Origin of the sequence: Mesorhizobium sp. M0136, assembly GCF_040322515.1 — a bacterium.
Lineage (GTDB): Bacteria > Pseudomonadota > Alphaproteobacteria > Rhizobiales > Rhizobiaceae > Mesorhizobium.
The window spans coordinates 12,699-31,180 of record NZ_JAMYTP010000008.1 but is presented as its reverse complement, the minus strand read 5'-3'; the positions used below and the strand labels follow the sequence as shown (position 1 = coordinate 31,180).

13 protein-coding genes are annotated in these 18,482 nt (G+C 59.1%); 3 read left to right on the top strand and 10 right to left on the bottom strand.

Going from position 1 to position 18,482, the window contains the following annotated elements:
- Nucleotides 1–674: 674 nt before the first annotated feature.
- Nucleotides 675–1,433: a LuxR C-terminal-related transcriptional regulator gene (locus NKJ35_RS11660; RefSeq protein ID WP_502904630.1), complete on the top strand. Its 759-nt coding sequence runs from the start codon at nucleotides 675–677 to the stop codon at nucleotides 1,431–1,433.
- Nucleotides 1,434–1,546: 113 nt separating this feature from the next.
- On the opposite strand, the gene NKJ35_RS11655 is transcribed toward NKJ35_RS11660, so the two are convergent.
- Together NKJ35_RS11655 and NKJ35_RS11650 are read right to left on the bottom strand one after the other, a co-directional pair.
- Nucleotides 1,547–2,326, bottom strand: a complete 780-nt coding sequence (locus NKJ35_RS11655; protein WP_352647111.1) for a LuxR C-terminal-related transcriptional regulator — start codon at nucleotides 2,324–2,326, stop codon at nucleotides 1,547–1,549.
- A 611-nt stretch (nucleotides 2,327–2,937) separates the two neighbouring features.
- A complete protein-coding gene (locus NKJ35_RS11650; RefSeq protein WP_352647109.1) occupies nucleotides 2,938–3,174 on the bottom strand; it encodes a hypothetical protein in 237 nt (78 codons plus the stop codon).
- 367 nt (nucleotides 3,175–3,541) lie between these two features.
- Between NKJ35_RS11650 and NKJ35_RS11645 the strand changes: the two genes are divergently transcribed.
- On the top strand, nucleotides 3,542–5,278 hold the full coding sequence (locus tag NKJ35_RS11645) for a right-handed parallel beta-helix repeat-containing protein (RefSeq protein WP_352647107.1): 1,737 nt from the start codon (nucleotides 3,542–3,544) through the stop codon (nucleotides 5,276–5,278).
- Nucleotides 5,279–6,312: 1,034 nt separating this feature from the next.
- Here NKJ35_RS11645 and NKJ35_RS11640 read toward each other — a convergent pair.
- The 5 genes from NKJ35_RS11640 to NKJ35_RS11620 all read right to left on the bottom strand — a co-directional run bounded on the left by NKJ35_RS11640 (nucleotide 6,313) and on the right by NKJ35_RS11620 (nucleotide 13,259).
- Entirely contained in the window at nucleotides 6,313–7,314 is a 1,002-nt protein-coding gene (locus NKJ35_RS11640; protein WP_352647104.1) for a nucleotidyltransferase family protein, read from the bottom strand.
- Nucleotides 7,311–8,483, bottom strand: a complete 1,173-nt coding sequence (locus NKJ35_RS11635) for a PqqD family peptide modification chaperone (protein WP_352647102.1) — start codon at nucleotides 8,481–8,483, stop codon at nucleotides 7,311–7,313. Before NKJ35_RS11635 ends, NKJ35_RS11640 begins: the two co-directional genes overlap by 4 nt.
- Nucleotides 8,484–8,534: 51 nt before the next feature.
- Nucleotides 8,535–9,980, bottom strand: coding sequence for an undecaprenyl-phosphate glucose phosphotransferase (locus NKJ35_RS11630; RefSeq protein WP_352647100.1), 1,446 nt, complete (start codon nucleotides 9,978–9,980; stop codon nucleotides 8,535–8,537).
- A gap of 428 nt (nucleotides 9,981–10,408) precedes the next feature.
- Entirely contained in the window at nucleotides 10,409–11,569 is a 1,161-nt protein-coding gene (locus NKJ35_RS11625; RefSeq protein ID WP_352647098.1) for a glycosyltransferase, read from the bottom strand.
- A gap of 34 nt (nucleotides 11,570–11,603) precedes the next feature.
- The gene (locus NKJ35_RS11620; RefSeq protein ID WP_352647096.1) at nucleotides 11,604–13,259 is read right to left on the bottom strand and encodes a GMC family oxidoreductase; all 1,656 of its coding nucleotides are present in this window, start codon (nucleotides 13,257–13,259) and stop codon (nucleotides 11,604–11,606) included.
- A 195-nt stretch (nucleotides 13,260–13,454) separates the two neighbouring features.
- Between NKJ35_RS11620 and NKJ35_RS11615 the strand changes: the two genes are divergently transcribed.
- On the top strand, nucleotides 13,455–14,672 hold the full coding sequence (locus tag NKJ35_RS11615) for a hypothetical protein (RefSeq protein WP_352647093.1): 1,218 nt from the start codon (nucleotides 13,455–13,457) through the stop codon (nucleotides 14,670–14,672).
- 37 nt (nucleotides 14,673–14,709) lie between these two features.
- On the opposite strand, the gene NKJ35_RS11610 is transcribed toward NKJ35_RS11615, so the two are convergent.
- The 3 genes from NKJ35_RS11610 to NKJ35_RS11600 form a co-directional block, all read right to left on the bottom strand.
- Nucleotides 14,710–15,114 carry a recombinase family protein gene (locus NKJ35_RS11610; RefSeq protein WP_352647092.1) on the bottom strand — a complete coding sequence of 135 codons (405 nt, stop codon included), beginning with the start codon at nucleotides 15,112–15,114 and terminating at the stop codon, nucleotides 14,710–14,712.
- Nucleotides 15,111–16,268, bottom strand: coding sequence for a glycosyltransferase family 4 protein (locus NKJ35_RS11605; RefSeq protein ID WP_352647089.1), 1,158 nt, complete (start codon nucleotides 16,266–16,268; stop codon nucleotides 15,111–15,113). Before NKJ35_RS11605 ends, NKJ35_RS11610 begins: the two co-directional genes overlap by 4 nt.
- A 298-nt stretch (nucleotides 16,269–16,566) precedes the next feature.
- Nucleotides 16,567–17,751 carry a glycosyltransferase family 4 protein gene (locus NKJ35_RS11600; RefSeq protein ID WP_352647086.1) on the bottom strand — a complete coding sequence of 395 codons (1,185 nt, stop codon included), beginning with the start codon at nucleotides 17,749–17,751 and terminating at the stop codon, nucleotides 16,567–16,569.
- Nucleotides 17,752–18,482: the final 731 nt, after the last annotated feature.

The window sequence follows — 18,482 nt, the reverse complement described above, 5'->3', positions numbered from 1 at the left end:
AACAGTTCGAGAGGACATTTACGGAGGGCTGGTCGTGCGCGGGACACCTGGCAGAGCATGGTATGTCTCGTCGGCAGCGGTATCCGGCTTGGGGCGGTCGAAGGTTGGGCCGAGCGGAACGCAACCCCGTTCGTGCTGACCAAGGTGTGACAAGGCGAGGTCATCATGACCGCGGCAACTTGGCCTATCGCGGGGGCGGCGTGCTGCCGAGATATGCGCAAAGGGCCGTTTATCAACGCGTGCTCGAACGAAAGTGTTGAGCCACGGCTACCAGGACTGTCCCCCGACAATGTCAACGGCACCTTCGGCAGTTCTGGTCTGCCGGTGAAATGTCGCAGGCACCAGCTGATCCACATTCGACTGGCTGCTTGGCCGAAGATGACTAGCTGGGTGGTCCAAGGCATACGTCTTTCGGACAGAAGCCCTTTGGGTCCAGCTTGGCATCAGGTCCCTGAAAATTTACGAAAAAAGCAATCTATGTTAGCGACTGCTTATAAATAATCCCTACACTTATCCACGCTGGTATCGCTGGGGTTGGGGAACTGAAAACGACGCAAATGGGGTAATCAGTCTCGACCTTTCAAAACGCGCAGTACCAGACCTTCACTGCGAGAGAACGCGGAAATTATGTCGGCCAGCGCAAGGCGGTTTGTGTTGGAAGAGCGAGTATTGACATGGGTGCCACGGCAGGACTGCACAATTATAATTCGGCCAATCAGTCAGAAGTCCCGTCCGGTGGAACGGGAATCGTCCACGGGCAGACAGGCAGGGAATGCCTCCTCATCTTGGACGGAAGGGCTCTAGACCGCGAGTGTCTCGCATCGGCTCTCGTGGACCACAAACTCGGCATGGATGTCGCCGCCTTGGGTTCCATCGAGGAATGGCGCGTCAAAAAGAGCCCGGCGCCTCCCGTTGCAGCCATACTCTTCAACCTTGGCAGTCGGAAGGTCACCGATCGTGGCATTGCTGACGAGATCAGGCAAATCTCGTGCGAGTTCAAATCAGTCCCTGTGGTCGTCCTGGCCGACACCGAAGACCTTGCCCAGATACTGACCGCTCTCGAATGCGGTGCACGCGGTTACATTCCGACCTCTGTTGGAATCGATGTCTGCGTCGAGGCTATCAACCTAGCGGCAGCGGGAGGCATCTTCGTGCCGGCGAGCAGTGTCCTTGCTATGCGGCACCTGATAGATTCGGGCAGCCGCGACGCGCAGCCTTTGGCAGGCATGTTCACGCTTAGGCAGGCCGAGGTTGCGCAAGCGCTCCGGCGCGGCAAGGCGAACAAGATGATCGCCTACGAACTGAATTTGCGCGAAAGCACGGTGAAGGTCCACATCCGCAATATCATGAAAAAACTTAAGGCGACCAACCGCACGGAAGTCGCCTACAAGGTCAACGATCTTCTCGCAGAAGGAACTCTGGCTGAAGAGTGAGCCCAAGCGCAACACTGCCCACCTAGCGAGTCCCGCGGGCCGTGTTCGACTGCTGCGCCAATAAATTATCTTCAATTATATATTGTGAAGGTCCATTTTTTGCTTCAAGTAGATCATGCCGATTGTGAGACCGCTGAGCTACCACCGTATCGGTCCCCCGACGCGCCGTTGCCCGACGGCGAAGTAAGCATACCATGATTCATCGCCCAAACTGCGGCCTGTGTTCGGTTGCGCACGCGAATCTTTCGAAGTATGGCTTTGACGTGTACCTTCACCGTAGCCTCGGCGATGTTAATTTCGCGCGCGATGGCTTTGTTTGACTGCCCTTCGATCAAACGGCTCAGAATACAGTTCTCGCGATTCGACAAAATTACTTTTTCTTGATCACCACTCTCCACTTTATCTTCCACCTTTGGTAACTCATCAGCTATCGGTTCAGCCGTCGGTTCAGTTTTCGAACCTTGGATTATATCTTGAATAACCATCGAAGTTTCCACAGGTAGTACCGTTTGCCCAAGCATAACCAATTCGAGGGCTTTGATGAAGGTGTCGTAAGCAGTAATCTTTGTCAGATACCCGTCGGCCCCCGCACGAAAAGCTGAGACTATGTCGGCCGTGCGACAGTGATCAGCTAGCGCAACCACATGGCTGGATGGGTAAATCGCCTTAAACTCAACAATTTGCGCGAATTCAGCTTCGGCATCAGCACCGCCGATATCTATGATTAGCAAGATCGACCGATGACGCGGTAGCGGCTTCTGCAAAAGTTCGTTAACAGAAGCCGAAGAGAAAAGTGCACAAAAATCTTCTTCATTCAGGATTCGACTTAGACCTTCTCGAAGTAACTCGCTCGGTCCGACAAGCACGGTTATGAAAGATTGCCTTGTCATCATCGCCTCTCACCCGGCGTGATTGGGATACACGCGCCGATTAGGCGCTCCACGCGCCAACCGCACAGTTTCTTTTTTTAACTTTACGCCAGGAAAACCGTACACCAAAATACCCTCTTTAGGCGTAGGGCAGCATCATCGAGGCGTATCCCGGATCTTCAACCTGGGGCTTTTTGGTCAAGAACCCGAGCTCGTTTCCGGCGGGCCGATGAAAGGAAAGCATGGGACAGCCCGTCCGCTGTGGGTACCTCGATACGATTGCCAAGATTGACGGCTTGATCGATTCGCGCCTTAATTCCTGACGCGTCAAGCTGTGCATCAGGTCAGACAACAGGGCGCCGAACCACGGCGCCGGGGGAGCGCGGCGGCAGGAGCGTCAGGGTGATGTTGTCCGACACCTTGAGTTTCGGCGTCACATGCGGTCCGGCCTGATCAAGATGAGCACCGCATGCGCGCCGTCGTCGACGCTCCGGCTGATCTCGGCGACGTGCTCCCGCATCGCCTCAGTATCACAATAGGGCAAAGGCCCGCGCCCTTCCCTTCCCGGGGAGACGGCCCCGCTGGTCGAACCAGTAGGGGAGTTTCACACAGTAGCTTTGCCAGTTGCTGCGAGTCTAGCAAGGCTCGACAGGCGTTTCCAGTTCGGCGATGTCGAAGGCGCTCTCACCATATTGCGCCGCCCCCGCCGCGTGACGAGTCGGGAAACCGTTGCAGTTGCTCACGCCGATGGCAGCGTGCAGGTCGGTCAGGCGGTGATTGTAGCCGAATTCAGGATAGCCCTCGTAGATCACCTGTTTCGAGCCGTGCCTGACCGTGTCGGTAACGCCCATGCTGTGTTGGCCGACTAGCATGCATTACCTTGCCTCCTGCTCCTCGGGGGTAAGTTCACGCGTGATCCGAGATACTAGACGACGTTTGCAATTCTACGTAGGCACAAGCTTGAACGCAGCGCCAATCGCCCGGGAGAATCTCAGTATAGCCTTATCCGCGCCGCATTATGGTCATGAAGGTTAGCATTATATTTCCAGATGAAATTTCTGGTTGTATTAGCAGAATTTCGTTAGGACGATAGATGGTCGATGATCGTCCTTATGGATACTTATGGTGATTAATATCTAACTGGAGAAGACCCTTGAGATCGATGAATTCCTACAAAGAAGTACTGCTGACCCACTCGGAACGGTTGAACAACTCACGCGCGACGACGGAGGCCGCCGAATGACGACCGAGGCTCCCATTTCCACCGCTTCCGCATCGACGGCAATCACGCAACCGGCGCAGGGTCTTACCTATACCACCACACCGATCCATTCGGAGTACGACGGCCAGGTGATTGAAAATCTTGACATCTACGTCACCAACGGGGACGCGGTCACGATTACGAACGACAATGTCATCCTGCGCAATTGTCTTATTCATCACGTCGATGGCGACGGGGTGATGGTATCGGGCGCAAACGGCGTCACGATCGAGAACACCGAGGTCATCAACGCCGCCCCCCCGGCGGGAATCGACCCCGAGACGAGCCCAGACATCAACAACATCAAGGCAGAAAACGCTTCGAACCTGACCGTTCATAACACGACGGTGCGGGAAGGCTCGACTGGCATCTATCTCGTGAACTCGCCCGGCGCGAGTCTGTCACACGTCGATGGCTACGACTTCCATGGCCCAATGCCGCGCGGTCAGTTCGTGCAGTTCAACAACTCGGGCAATAGTTCGCTGACCGACTTCTATGCCGTCAACCACGCCGGCAGTTCGCATCCTGAGGACATCGTCTCGGTATACGGCAGCCCGAATACGACGATCTCAAATGGGGTGATCGACGGTAACAACTCTCAGACCGGCGTGGCCGTCATGTTCGAGAACGGATCGACCGGCGGCAGGGTGGATCACGTTGACGCCATCCATCAGGGCAATGGCGCGTTCTCTTCCTACGCGAGCGATGTGACCTTCGACCACACGAGGTCGTTTGACGGTATCGATGAGGATCAAGGCCGCGGGCTTCCCTCGTCGAATGGATTGATCTGGAATGTAAGCTCCGGTGGGGTCAGCATCCTGAACTCGACCTACACCAACCCTGGTAATCCCAACAACATCATTTGGGACGCGTCAAAGGCGGTCGTGGCCGATGTGCACGAGGATCCCACGGCCACCCCAGCGGCACACGTCGATAACCAGTTCACCTGGGATTACGCAGCGGATAGCTCGACCGACACTGTCACGGACGCGAGCGTCACTCCCCCAACCACTAGCACAACTGAGACCGGGTCTGGGACCGGGACTGTCGCTCCTTCCGGCAGCACCAGCGATGGCACGTTGTACGGCACCAGCGGCGCCGATATACTCCACGGAACCAGCGGCCACACCATGATCGGCTACGGCGGCAACGACACCTACTATGTCGATAACGCCAACGAGAAGGTGGTTGAGGCCGTGGGCGGTGGCAACGACAGTGTGCTCGCCTCGGTGAGCTATGCGCTTTCGGCCGGCTCGGAGATCGAGCTTCTCGCCACCAACAACGCGTCAGACACGAAGACAATGACCCTCACGGGCAACGAGTTCGCCCAGACCATCCAGGGCAATGCCGGCAACAATGTCATCAACGGCGGCCTCGGCGCCGACGTCTTGACCGGCTACGGGGGCCACGATGTCTTCTCGTTCAATACGGCTCTTGGAGCCGGCAATGTCGACAAGATCACCGACTTCAAGCGCTCCCAGGATACGTTCCATCTCAGCGATACCGTTTTTGCCGGGCTTCAGCCGGGGGGGCTTCCGTTCAAAGCTTTCTTGGTTGGTGCAGCCGCGCATGACAGCTCCGATCATATCATCTACAACAGTGAGACCGGGGCTCTCTCTTTCGACACTGACGGGGCCGGCGGCGCATCTCAAACACAGTTCGCCACCCTTTCTCCACATCTGTCGCTCACCGCAGCCTCGTTTTATGTGACCTGAAGGACTACGCGGAAACTTAACATCCCGCGAGGGGCTCGCCTTGGCCAAACAAGGACTGGATCACAGTATCTCAAAACCATGATCCCGAACCGAAGGTCAGCGTACCAAAAGGGGAGGCGGTTTCGGAGAAGATCACGCTCATGGAGTTCCATCCCGAAGTCATCGGGATGGAACGGACTCGAGTTTGTGAGCTTTCCTGGTTGTCCGTTCGGACCGGAACCGAGGAGACTGGAGTTACCAACCTTCAGCACTCACCGGAGGATGCCAGTTGAATATCCACAAGAATGCCCGCTGATGCCGTGGCGTCGAGAGGAACTGACTCTTTCGGTCACCGAGCGACGTCTTTCCCAGCTTTGCGGCGCAGGCCTACGGTGTGTCGAAGCGAGCTGGCCTGTGATGGATCGATGGCGTCGATGTACCGGTGGTCGCCCCCCCGGACCGCCGGCCTCACATCCAGACATCCAGCGCACTCTCTCCTCCGCCGGACACGCGTCGATGCGTAACGAGTGACCAATGATGATGATGCCTGACACCTCGAAAAGGTCTGCAGTCATAGGACGCGTTGGACGCGTTCGCGGGCTCCGGCGCGGACGCCCCGCTCGACTCCTGCCTCCGCCTCTGTAAGCGCAGTGGGGCCGACACTTCCGCGCTCTTGCGTGCAGGACGGGTGACTCGAGCTAGCTTTCCGCAAATTCTCGCCGCGTCTATCCGGAGTGCGCGTCATCAATGGTGGCCAGGAGGCCTCCCGGGAGGTCCGCCATGCGATGCGGCAATAGCTTGCGAGTTTAAGCTCGTGCCAAGCAACACGGCAATCGATGGGGGTGTTACAACAGCAAAACGCCCGGCACTCTTTAGAAATTCACGACGCGCTTGTTCTTCCGGGACAAGTTTGTCTGTCTTTCCTTTTAGATACTTATCTCTCTTCATCGAATGTACTCCAAGCCGGCGAGTAACAACTCTAACGCCCTAATTTGACATATGCATTTCGTGAAGACAAGGCGCGATCAAGATACAATTCAGGAAAATAAGTATTACTACACTTTTGACCCGAGATCGCCGTCAAGGAGGATGCTCGTGGCGCGGCGTCCAAAGTCGAGCGGACTCGGTCGGCCCAAGCCATCGCCGTGTAGGAGTCGCCACGTACCCCACAGCGAATTGCCGACCAGGCGCAATGGAACGCCGAGGACGGGATGGTACAAGGGGAAGACACGCCGCCAGTGTTGAAAGCGAACCAATGGGCGCCGCACATATTGCGCCGGTGCTCTGACGCCGAAGAAGTGACTCAATGCCAGGAGTTGAGTATCGAACGCGTTCCGCGCGCTCTGGTCGGGCAAGGATGTTCGCAGCACCGCCCAATCCAGCTTATGCTGTTCCGCCAGCCGTGCCAGATCATAAAGGTGGCGAAAGTCGGTCCTTCCGCGCCAGTAGTCCGCCTCCTTGATGAGATCATGCATGATCCAGTGGAGGGCCCGTGACTGTGGGGCGGGGATTTTCGCCCTAAGGCCGTGACGGCGGGCAAGCCTCGGGGGCTCGCGGTCAATCTCCCGGTATCGCCGGAGCTCCAGGAGACCGACGTCTTGCGGGCGCGCCATGCCACCAGGGCCTGTCACTTCGGCGTAGCCAAGCTTGGCAAGGCAAGCCCGGGCAGCTCCTTCTTTGGCAGCTTCCACAGCCAAGTCGAGATCGCTCATCATTCTGTCGGGAACCCGGCCGCTCGACGAAAGGAACAAGGGAACGGCCCCTTTGAGCAGGACCGGAACGATGCCCCCCTGATTGAGGGCAGCAACGGCTTCATTCAGCTGCCTGCGCAAGCGCAAATTGCGTTCCCGGTTGCAGCGGTGAATGAACTGAAGATACTGGCCCACGTCTTCGGGGAGGCGTTCAAGCTGGCCCGTGTGCGCAAGAGTGGCGAACAAGACAGGCGTAAGCAGAGTGTGGTTGGCGAGTGCAATCACCGACAGCCAGTCGGCCGTTACCACCAGGCGGCCGTTAAGTCCCGCGATCAAGGCCTCGAGCGCATCCCCGGTGGGCTTCATCGGCACGCCGCCTTCAGCTGTTCCAACGCGTCATCCAATTTGGCATAGGTCAGGCAAAAGCCCTGTGCCGATCGGATGACTTGGCAAAGAACGTCGAACGCGGTGCTGCTTAGCTCTTTATTCCGCGCAAAGGCGCCGTTCAGCAAACCGCCGAGGATGTCGGTCGGGTCAATCACCCGCAGGGAAGGTTTGGCATCCTGCGTCCGACAGAGCAAGACCACCCAGCCCACGGGCCGGGGAACGGGAGGGACATGATCCTTAGGCACAAGAAAACGCACGCGCCTGCGATCGGGGCGACGGTAGACCGGAGACCTGCCGAGTTCGGGGAAATAATGTCCGAGTATGGACCATGATCCCGATTTGACTGCAGGCGCAAAAGCAAGGCCGATACTCTGTCCGGCCGAGTCGAGAAGTGTCACATCGTCTGCCGCGAAGCCAAACCCCGCGTGGACCAGCGCCAAGGTCAGCGTCGTCTTGCCCGAACCAGGGTTCCCACAAAGGAGGAGCGTGCGGCCGTTCTTGAACAGCGCCGCCGCATGGAGGGCGAGTTCATATTCGCTGTGCCCAAGCACTTCGGCCAGCAATTGGCCTTTGACCATAATGGGTATCTCGTCTCGAGCACAGGAATTAGTCCAGTGGCCATCCCGGAACAGGTGGATCCGCTCCCCACGTTCAACCAAATGGAATAGAACGTCGACGACCCTGTTTCGAACCTCGAGATGCTGAAATACGGTCGCAGCCGGAAAGGCGACCGCCGCCGGATACAGTATGCGCACACACACGCCCGGAACAGCAACGACCTGGCAGATACCTTGATGAGTTTCGGTTGGGCACGGCGGTGGAGCAGGCTGGATTAGGCCGAGCCGTTCCCAGTCTTGAAGGGCAGCCTCGACATAGCCATAGGCCTCTTGCCTATCAACTCCACCGGCTGCCATCTCGCCCAAGATAGCCTCGACCGGCACGCCCTCTTCAAGCGAGCGCCAGATATCCGCCGCAGTGTCATTGAGCGCAAAAACTGCCCCCTGCGTTGCACTGAGCAGGATATTTTGCCCTTTGATGCATGTAAGCCGACCTTGGGGAACTAACCTCGCCGTAGCATACTCGACAAGGGGAGGCCCCGCGGTTCGGTCAGCGGTTCGGGTTTGTTGCGGACTCACAGAAGCCGTCATCCTGCTCGCCACAAAAATTGCCTCCAGCGGCCTCGAATCGGCAAAGTTGCGCTAGACTGCATTTCGCCCCGTCCAGATGCGGGGAATGGTCAGAAGCAGGATCTTTACGTCGAGCCAGACCGACCAGTTGTTGACGTACCACATATCGTGTTCGACACGCTTGATCATCATGTGGACATCAGGCGTCGCGCCGCGCCAGCCATTTATTTGTGCCCAGCCGGTGATTCCCGGCTTCACCTTGTGCCGAGCCGGATAGAGAGAGATGATCTGGCTGTATTCGCTGTCATGCGCCAACGCGTGCGGTCGTGGGCCTACCAACGACATGTCGCCCTTGAGCACGTTCCACAGCTGCGGAATCTCGTCGATACTGAATCTTCTCAATATGCGCCCAACGCGGGTGACGCGGGGATCGCCCCTGCAGGCTTGAGGGACAACGGGCCCGTCCTCCAGGATCGTCATCGTTCGGAACTTATAGATCTTGAACGTGCGGCCATTGAACCCGGCCCGACGCTGACAGAAGAGCACAGGTGCCCTGGATTCGAGCACAATCAGCGCCGCTACAACGGCCAAAGTGGGCAGAAGGAATGGAAGGGCGACAGTGGTCAGCACAAGATCGAAGAGCCGCTTCGTAAGGAGCTGAGGCGCCGTCAGGGGCGCGCGCTGCAGTTCTATCGCCCTCGTCCCTCCCAGGTTGACCACAGGTCTCTTCAAGAGCGCGCTAACGACGTTGTCCGGAAGGAGCCTTACGGGTACTGCAACCACGCAAAGGTGAGCCGTGATTTTCTCAATCAGGGTTATGTCAGCCCAACTGACAGCAAGGATTATCTCGTCGACAGAACGCCGACGCACATATTCAATGAGCTTATCCATACACTCAACGAGCGAGCCCTCGCTGGATGCAGCCGGCAATGTAATCGTTTGGCAGACCTCGCATCCGGAAGCCTCGATTGCCTGGACTACGCTACTTGGCACGCGCACGTCCGATTGCGTTACGATCACTACCTGCGGTTTGGCAAGCATGTCCGACCTGGTCAACGAGGCAAACAGTCGTCCGGCCCCCAAGCGCACGAAGATGATGCCGCCAAGTCCCGTCACGAAGAACAGCATGACGGCTTGGCGCGAAAACATGTCTCCCACCTTGAGTGCAAGCGCCACAACCGACAGGCAAAGAAAGACCGCCATCCAGATCAGCGCGACCTCCTTGATCTGAGAGGCCAGCGACCGCGGCTCGGAACTCAGATACAGGCCGCGCGCATATGCGGAAGTCGAAAAAAGGGCAGCTACAGCTACGCCGAGCCCGAAGTTCCGGCCGTACTCGCCGAAATGTCCGAAATTCACAAGATCATATACCATTCCCGAGACGAGGCTGAGCAGCACGACGGACATTGCCTCGAGAAGGGGAAGCGACTGCAGAAGAACATTGACCTTGAGGGGCACGTTCCGCTGCGGTGCGTTTAACGTGGCGCCTGCACGGGGGCCTTCATGAAGAAGTGCCATGACGTTCACCTGCGTTCAAAGCCGCATCCACCAATATCGCAACGCCCCCCTCCTCTGCTGAACGCCGCGAGAAAGCCCAGCGCGACGCATCCGCCGCCTGCGGTCATTGCCCCTTCACGCGAAGTTCGATTGCGGTGGCTGCTGTAGCACTCGGTTCTTGGTTAACAGACTGGCAGCGACACTGTGCGAATCCAATTCGGCATAAGCTCTAACCCCAAAGGGCAGAGCCGGCGGACACACGACCTTCTCCTTGCCCGCTTCCGGCGCCTGTTAGCCCTTCGGAGTGCCTCGAATGAAATGCTCGCGCGCAGAACTGGAGCGGCGGACGCTCCGACGGAAGCAACCGGTTCGGAACTGCCGCTCTTTCTCTTTTGAGCACCGTTTGAGCACCGAACCCGAAACCGGTCCCCACTTTCGGGCCTGATCGTCTAGGCGAGCGCCATCGCATCGGCGGCGATCTGTCGCAGCAGGGACTTGCGAATGTGGAGTCGCGGGAACGGCTCCATTCCGATCGTGACAAGGATGTGCTCCCAACGGTAAGCCCAATCGTGCATCTCTAGGCAACGGACCGCGTTTGTTCGGCGCAACAATTCTGTGCGGCGGGGGTTTGCGTCGAGTTCGCTAATTACGTCTGCGATACTGCCCGAGTCTGGTGATACCTCGATCACCGCGTCTGGCCAGTCAAAATGCTCGCCGAATTCGGCGCATTGCGGGGCGGTCCCAAGGATGACGGCGCCGCCCGCGGCCCCTTCGAAGAAACGGGCAGGCAGCACCTGCTCGCCGACAACCGTGCCAGACCTGTGGTTTGCCAGCGTCGCTGGACTGAAAGCCATGAAATAACGCGTGCGCCTGATGATGTTGGCGAGCAGCGACCGATGCTCACGCCAGTCCTTGACCCGTGAACCCGTGCTTGCGAGCGTGTCGTACAGATAGAAGAGGTCCCGCTCTTCGGCCAGCTTTAGAAGCTGTCCGTGTATCTTCGCGGCTCGGTTGCCGATCGAATATACGTCGACCACGCGCTTAACCGGCGACAGATACGGCGTTGAAATAAGGCCGTCGACAGCCGTGGGGAGAAAGGAGCAGGGCGTGCGGGTGTATTGAGGCAGGCGCGGTATGCAGGCGCTGTGCAACAGGAACACGTAGTCGAACTGGTCCAGGAGCTTGAGATATTGGCGGTCCTGTTCGAGCGTGCTCGACCAGAGTTCGAACAGATACGCGACAGCGACCTTGCAGCGGCCGCGCCATTCGTGGATGCGAGACAATTCTACAAGGCTTTGCGGGCTCCAAGCCACGAAGAAGAAAAGGTCATAATCTTGCGTGAGCCGAACATGCTCAATGCTTGGCGCATTCATTAACCCCAGACCTTTGCGAATCCCGTTCGTCAGTCTGTTGAAGTCACGCTGGACGTTGTGGGCGTCGTGTTTTGGCAAGATGGCGTGAAAGCGCCGCGTGAGATAGTTGTCGATGCCGGGGGCGATCAAATCGCCTTCCTCGCATTCGGCAACGATGCGGCAGAACTCGTAAGCCAATGCAAAGTGTGCCCGGTCCTTCGCGTTGAATTCAGAGGCAACAAGTGTACGTCTCTTCAAGGAATTCTCCCGCCAATTGTCGTTCAACTTTCGACTATTCGGCCGCTGCAAGTTGGGCCGGCCCAGCGTGCTCCAGCGCCGCAAGAGGCTGTCGGCCAAGAATCATGTCTGCCGCCTTCTCTGCGATCATAAACACAGCGGCCGACGTGTTGGCCGAGGGAACGGCGGGCATGATGGAGGCGTCGACCACCCGCAAGGCCTGCATTTTGTGGACCCGCAACTGGTCGTCCACGACAGATGCAGCACTGACAAGTGGGCCCATCCGGCACGATCCGCACAAATGATAGGTGGTCAGCCCGATTTCGCGGGCGAACTGAAGACGGTCGGCGTCGTCAGTTATCTTCGGGCCGGGAAGCTCTTCCGTGCAGTTGTAGCGCCTTAGCTCGGGGGCGCGAAACAGCTGCTGCACAGTCTTCATGCCGTCGACAACGACCTGCCGGTCCTGATCATCGGCGAGGTAGTTGGGCTGGATGAGCGGAGCTCGAAACGGATCGGCCGAGACGGCCCGCACGTGTCCGATGCTCTTCGGCCGCAACTGATAGTAGCCCAGCTTGATGACTGGAAACCGCCGCGCGCTGTTGTCGGCATAATTGCCCAAGGCAAGTTCAAGCTGAATGTCGGGGGTGGAGTGAAGATCCCGCGAGTTGACGTACCCGTAGACCAGCGATGGGCCGACTGCGAGAAAGTTCGGGCGGCCAAGCATCCATTTGGCCGCCTCCCGCAGCAGGGCGACGCCGTGTCCGCTAACCGTTTCAATGCCTTCTACCCGGGCGATCAGGTGGACCGCATAGTGGTCCTGGACATTTGCGCCGACACCGGACAATTCGTGCACGAGCGGAATGCCGAGCTCGGAGAGCATATTCGCAGCACCGACGCCGGACTGCTGCAGCAACTTGGGTGAGTTCGCGGCTCCGGCGCAGAGGATCACCTCGCTCCGGGCCTTCACCTCGCTCAGGGGATGACCCGGCCCTCGTGCATACCGAACGCCGATAGCCCGCTTTCCCTCGAACAGGACGGCAGTTGCCCACGCTTTCGTGCGGACCTCCAGGTTCTTCTTTTTGGCGATCGGCCGTAGGAAGGCCCGCGCTGCGCTCACGCGCCATCCTTTGTAGATATAGTGCTGATAATAGCCTACGCCGGTCTGGCTCGCCGCATTGTAGTCGGGATTGCGCGGGACACCGGCATTGAGCGCGGCCTCGATGAATGCATCACAAAGCGGATGTCGCCAATCGCAGTCTGTAACCGGAAGCAGCCCGTCCGTTCCGCGGTAGTAGGCATCGCATGCCCCAAGCCTGCGCTCGGTTCTCTTGAAGTAAGGCAGCAGGTCGGCGTAGCCCCAGCCGCGATTGCCATGGCGGGCCCACTCATCGAAGTCCGCAGCGGCGCCACGGTTGTAGATCATCCCGTTAATTGCAGTCGACCCGCCTAGCGTCTTGCCCTGCGCCATCGGAATGGCACGATTGGCCGTCCCCGGGCTCGGCTCCGTTTCGTACCGCCAGGCATATTTAGGATTCGAGCATGTCTTGTAGAGCCCCGCCGGAATGTGCAGAAGGATGCTCCTGTCGGACGGCCCCGCCTCGAGCAAGCAGACCGTATTGGTCCCGTCAGCCGCCAGACGATTGGCCAAGACGCAGCCTGCCGCGCCTGCTCCGACGATCACATAGTCAAAGACATCCGCCTCGACCGACATCGGTTCGCGCTCCGCTTATCGCCAGCTTCAAAGAATGGCAGGAAATCCGGTAGATGGCACTTTGCCCATCGGTATTAAGCCTTATGAAGGTCTTTCGCGGCGGGCTGAATGGAGAGATGCTGTGCGGGCATAAGTCTGCTGCCAATCTGCATTCTTGGGGAACCTGCGCCGGCTGGCGCACAGGGGGAGATGGGGATGCCTGACGACAACCTCGTCGAGGAAACCGCCTTCCCGAGAGGACGGATGCGGCATGACCTTCCACATCATCTCGTCGGCCACCTCGACGTCTCCGCGCAAGCGGAGCCGACGTCTGACACCCGAACGGGTCGCGCGGCCGGCAATCTCTTGAAGTCCCGCCTTAATCGGCGCTGTCTCCTTGCCGGGCTGGCGCTGTCCGTCTCGGGCGTCGTCGGCGCAGCGCTGCATCTGGGCATGGGGCGATCGGGCGGCGGTAAATGGTTCGGGGGCGCGGCCACCTTTCTGCGTCCAAGCGGACCGGTGCTCTCGCGCGCAGATGGGCAGGTCATTGAAAACCTTGACATCTATGCCCCCCGTGGCAACGGGATCACGGCACTCCATCAGGGCGTCATCGTCCGCAGCTGCCGCATTCGTCATGCCATGGGCAGCGGGATATACGCCCGCGGAGCCGCCGGAATACGCTTGCAGGATCTCGAGATCGATCATGTCGGCGTTCCCCCCTCGGGGACCGGACCAAGCCAGAACCGCAACAACATAGAGCTGGAAAGCTGCCCCGATGCGATCATCATCCGTGTCAAGGCGTCCCGCGGCTCCTCCAATATCTATGTCGTCGACTGTCCGGGCACCCAGATGAGCTTCCTCGAACTTCGCGACGCGCGCGGGCCGTTCCCGCGTGGACAGAATGCGCAGTTCAACCGCTCTCCGGATACGAGCCTGGAAGAATTCTCGGCCGAGAACGGTCCCACCTCCTGGACCGAGGACAATATTTCCGCCTTTCACTCGGATCGCTGTACCATTCGACGTGGACTCGTCTTCTACAACAACAGCCCCACGGGCGCTGGCGTCATGTTGGAGGGAAGCTTCAATTGCCGGGTCGATGACGTCGATGCCGTTCAACAGGGCAACGGCGCCTTCTCGGCCGTTCCGCAGGGTAAGGTCGGCAGTGGCGGTTGCTCGTTCACCCGCTGCCGGAGCCGGGACACCTACAATGAGCCACGGGACGGCAGGGGCGCCCCGACATCCAACGGCCTGTCGTTCCATACCCGGATATCGGAAGGCGCTGAAAAGCACAGTATTAGGGACTGCTGCGTCTACACTCTCGCCAATCCCGGCAACATCCTCTGGGAAACGGCGGCCGTGCATGCCGGGTGGTCCATCGAGCGCAAGACATTTGATCCTAGGCCTCCATTGCGGCTTGCCTTCAACTGGCGGTGAGCGGAGGGTGCGCTGGTGCGTAGAATCCGACGAGGCCCTACCGACGACGACGCCAAAAGAGAAACAGGTCTGCTAGGATTGACCGCGGCGGGGACATCCCAAGCGTCCAGAGAGGCGCTGATGCAAGAATCATACGTCCCGTCGTCGTGCTCGTATCGACAGGTGTGTCGACGATGCGAAGACCGACATCCTTGGTGCCAAGCCTTTCGATGAGCGCCAGCACTTCGCCGGTTGTGCGCGCAACACGGTACGGCTTCGTGACCGCGATCACGTCTCCTTTCCTGGCACAGGCGATCGCCCTCTCCAACTCCGGCGTCGAACCGAATATGGTGGTCTTCTCGCAGAAGAAGTTCTCCGCTCCCAAACGGGCAAGATAAAGCTTTTGCGCCTCCAGCCTGGCAGCGGGTTCGAAGATGTTGATACGACAGTAGCCGATGATCACCGCCCTGCCCAACCGTAAGAAGCGTTCAGGGAATGGGATGCAAGGGGCCCGACAAGCCGCTGACGATCTGCGAGCCGCGGTTCGTCAATCTCTTTGTCTTCCTCCCCCTTCACGAAGATTCCGATGTTGGACCGCAATCCAGAGGGGTTCGCGAGCTCCAGATATTGCTTTGCAACACTGTGAGCATCGAACTGTCTAACCCTCTCGCGGGCACCCGCCGACAAACGCGACCAAAGGTCATCATCGTCCAGCACCGCCTTCAGCGCTGCGGCCATCGCGTCGGCCTGTGGTTCGACCACTGCCCCATTCACGTCATCCGCGAGCAGATCTCGGCTGAGCCTTGAAGATCCGACGATGGGCGTGCCGGTGGCGATCGCCTCCATCACCGTTGCGGAGGCAACAGGAACCGTATAGCGCGTGGGGAAAGCGGCGACGCGAACACGGCTGTGCAGCTCGCGAACGCGTGCTCCCTCTGCCATGCCGAGAAGGACCACGTGCCGCCTTATAGGTTCAGGAAGAGCATCGACCGCCTCCCGCACCGGTCTTGTGATGTCACCCGTCACGTAGAGCCGTATGGAAGTGTCGTTGAGGGCGCCGAATGCCCGGATCGTCGCCTCCGGCACCTTGTAGGGCGAAGTGCCGGCATGGAGGATTGCCCGCTCGCGATCTACCAGCCCACGAGACGCGTATGACTGGCGATCGATGCATTCGGGAATTTTCAGGATTTGGTCCCTTGGCAGCCCAAGATCTCGCGCGAGTTCTTCCTGAAGCTCGGTCGTCGTGGCGACGACGTGGTGGCAGCGCCGCGTGCTTATCCGTCGAATGGCTCGCCAGGCTGCCGCAAGCGCCCCTTTCCGCCTTTGAAGATCGTGGACGATCTGGACGATCGTGCCATGCAGCGGAAGCGGCACCGCCTCGCTGTGAATGACAAGGTCCGGCCGGAAGCGATTGATGATGCCTATCGCTCGCAGCCACGCCGCGACCGAGGCCGGCCCGGTCAAAGGTGTCCGGCTCAATCCCGTTATCGGCAAGACGAGACGAGGAGAAAGGAGCCGCTCAAATTTTGCGTGGCTTTCGAAGGCACCGACTACGATCTGGACCTGGTGCCCCAGTTCGAGCAACGCCTGGGCAAGTGCCACGATGAAAATGCTCACTCCGTCAGGCGAATCCAAAGGTTCGCGCCGGGTCAGTATGATACGCATTTTCCCAAGCCGTTTAATTGGCTGCCCACAACTCCCGATGCACCCGTAGCTGTTACAGCAACGAAAACAAGAGACGTGGTCATGATCGGGACATGCCTTTGAACCTCTATGAAGCACATGGCACGCTAAGATCGAATTGATCAACAACGAACAGGGAGTACCCCCGGCCATCCGACATGGCCGCGCCGCGCTCAACAACGCGTGAAACTCGCTCGGTCCTGGTAGGCTCCCGCCGGGCGCCGAGGTCACCTCACGGCACCGCCGCAAAGGCCAGGACTGGACGCCTGATCACCGATTCGTAGATCGCCATCAGCCGACGGAGGTTTGCCTCGGGTGTGTACCGCTCCTCATAGGCGGCATAGGCCCTGTCTGCCATTTCCTCAAGGGCGGATCGGTTTGAAAGCGCCCAACGCACCTGGTCGGCCAACGCGCCGGCATTGCCCGCAGGAACGACAAGGGCGGTGAGGCCTGGCTCCACGACCCCCTTGATCCACGGCATATCCGAACAGATGACCGGCAGCCGGCTCGCGAAGGCTTCGAGGACGGTCATAGTAGGAAACATTTCAGCGCCCTTCGACGGAAAGAGCAGGAATTCTGCGGCCTGCATCTCCTTCAACACCGTCTCGCGCGGCTGAGGCCCTAGATATTCCACGCGCCCGCCCGCGGACTGCTCGACGAGCGGAGCAAGAGTCCCGTCGCCGATGATCCGCAGCGGGTAATCGATCTGCTTCCACGCCTCGAGCAGTGTGGCCACCCCCTTGTGATGCTCATCCAGTCGTCCGACGAACAGCCCTCCATTGCGACGAAGGTCACCGAAGATCGGCGGCCTGGCAACCGTGTTCGGCTTAACGACGATACGCTCGGCAGGCAGGCCTCCTTCCACAAGCTTGCCCCTGACCCAATCGTTGAGGGCAATGAACCGGTCGACCTTGCGAGACCAGGTGCCGGCTCTCTTGTGAAACTCTACCATTGCGGCAAGGGCGAGCGTGCCTAGCAGGGAATTCCTGTAGACCTTCTTCGGAACGGTCCACCAGCAGGCGTGGTGGAGACTTCGCTCCCGAAGCCTCTCATCGGGATAAAGCAGGGCGCTGGGACAGATGATCCTGAAATTGTGCAAGGTCATTACCGATGGCACGCCGGCATCCCGGCACGCATCCAGGATGGAGGGGCTCAGGAGGGGAAAGAAATTGTGAACGTGGACGACGTCCGGTGAAAATTCCGCCAATTTTCGGGACAAGGCCCGCCGTGAATGAGGATTGTAGACAACCCCTAGGGCGGTCGAAATCTTTCGAGAGACCCCCACGACATCGTCATTGGTGGCGGAGAACAACTCGACCTCGACCCCATTCTGCTTGAGGCACGCGAGCTCCTCCCCAACAACGCTCTCCTCACCAGCCCTTATCCTGTAGAAATTGTGAACTAGCAAAACGCGCATCGGGGATCGCTCCGTTGAATGTCAGTTCGGCACCGTTGACGCACGTGCGAGGACGCAACGGCTCCGGCAAAGTCGGCCTTTGGCAAACCCATCTCCACAACGTCGCCGGGCGCAAGCCAGAGATCTTCGCTGCCGGGGAGCGTCTCGGCCCCCTCCTCTCGCTTTCTATGGACTGTTATGTCGGGCCGGTCCGCAGCTACCACTTGTCCTGTAAGCGCCAGCTTCTGCGCCGTACCCTTAAGACGCACCAAGACCTGGCCGAGGTTCATAGCCCTCCTGTAGCTCCCCCCAAGGCCGCGATTTCGCGTCCACTGTCGATCTTGTTCATCTGTCTGATATATATTCGCCGCGCTGGTGCTCGATGTTCGATGCCTGGACGATAAAGGCGGGTCGAAGCCATGGTCATCGACAGCGCCGACAACAAGGATCTCAGCAGCTTCATGAGGTCCCCCAACGGGTTGCCCCCGGATCTCTACGGGCGACTTGGCTCGGGTTTTTCCGGCGCGGGCGAACCTGCGCAGGCGATCCTGCGCAGTGGATGGCCCCATGCTACCAGAGGAGGCATAGCCGAGGCCGAAGCAAAATGGCTGGCTCGCTGGCTCTTTCGAGGCACTCCTCATGGAAGCGGCACGTCGCCGCCGCATGAGCGGGCACATCATTGGAGGGCTCTCCTGCTCTTGCCGCGCCAAAATCGGTACAATGCGATCCCCTTCTACCGAGACCGATAGCCC

Coding starts and splice junctions, on each gene's coding strand:
- NKJ35_RS11655 (WP_352647111.1), bottom strand. CDS start 2,326: ATGATGACAAGGCAATCTTTCATAACCGTGCTTGTCGGACCGAGCGAG.
- NKJ35_RS11635 (WP_352647102.1), bottom strand. CDS start 8,483: ATGACGGCTTCTGTGAGTCCGCAACAAACCCGAACCGCTGACCGAACC.
- NKJ35_RS11650 (WP_352647109.1), bottom strand. CDS start 3,174: ATGCTAGTCGGCCAACACAGCATGGGCGTTACCGACACGGTCAGGCAC.
- NKJ35_RS11615 (WP_352647093.1), top strand. CDS start 13,455: ATGCCTGACGACAACCTCGTCGAGGAAACCGCCTTCCCGAGAGGACGG.
- NKJ35_RS11620 (WP_352647096.1), bottom strand. CDS start 13,259: ATGTCGGTCGAGGCGGATGTCTTTGACTATGTGATCGTCGGAGCAGGC.
- NKJ35_RS11660 (WP_502904630.1), top strand. CDS start 675: ATGGGTGCCACGGCAGGACTGCACAATTATAATTCGGCCAATCAGTCA.
- NKJ35_RS11640 (WP_352647104.1), bottom strand. CDS start 7,314: ATGAAGCCCACCGGGGATGCGCTCGAGGCCTTGATCGCGGGACTTAAC.
- NKJ35_RS11600 (WP_352647086.1), bottom strand. CDS start 17,751: ATGCGCGTTTTGCTAGTTCACAATTTCTACAGGATAAGGGCTGGTGAG.
- NKJ35_RS11645 (WP_352647107.1), top strand. CDS start 3,542: ATGACGACCGAGGCTCCCATTTCCACCGCTTCCGCATCGACGGCAATC.
- NKJ35_RS11630 (WP_352647100.1), bottom strand. CDS start 9,980: ATGGCACTTCTTCATGAAGGCCCCCGTGCAGGCGCCACGTTAAACGCA.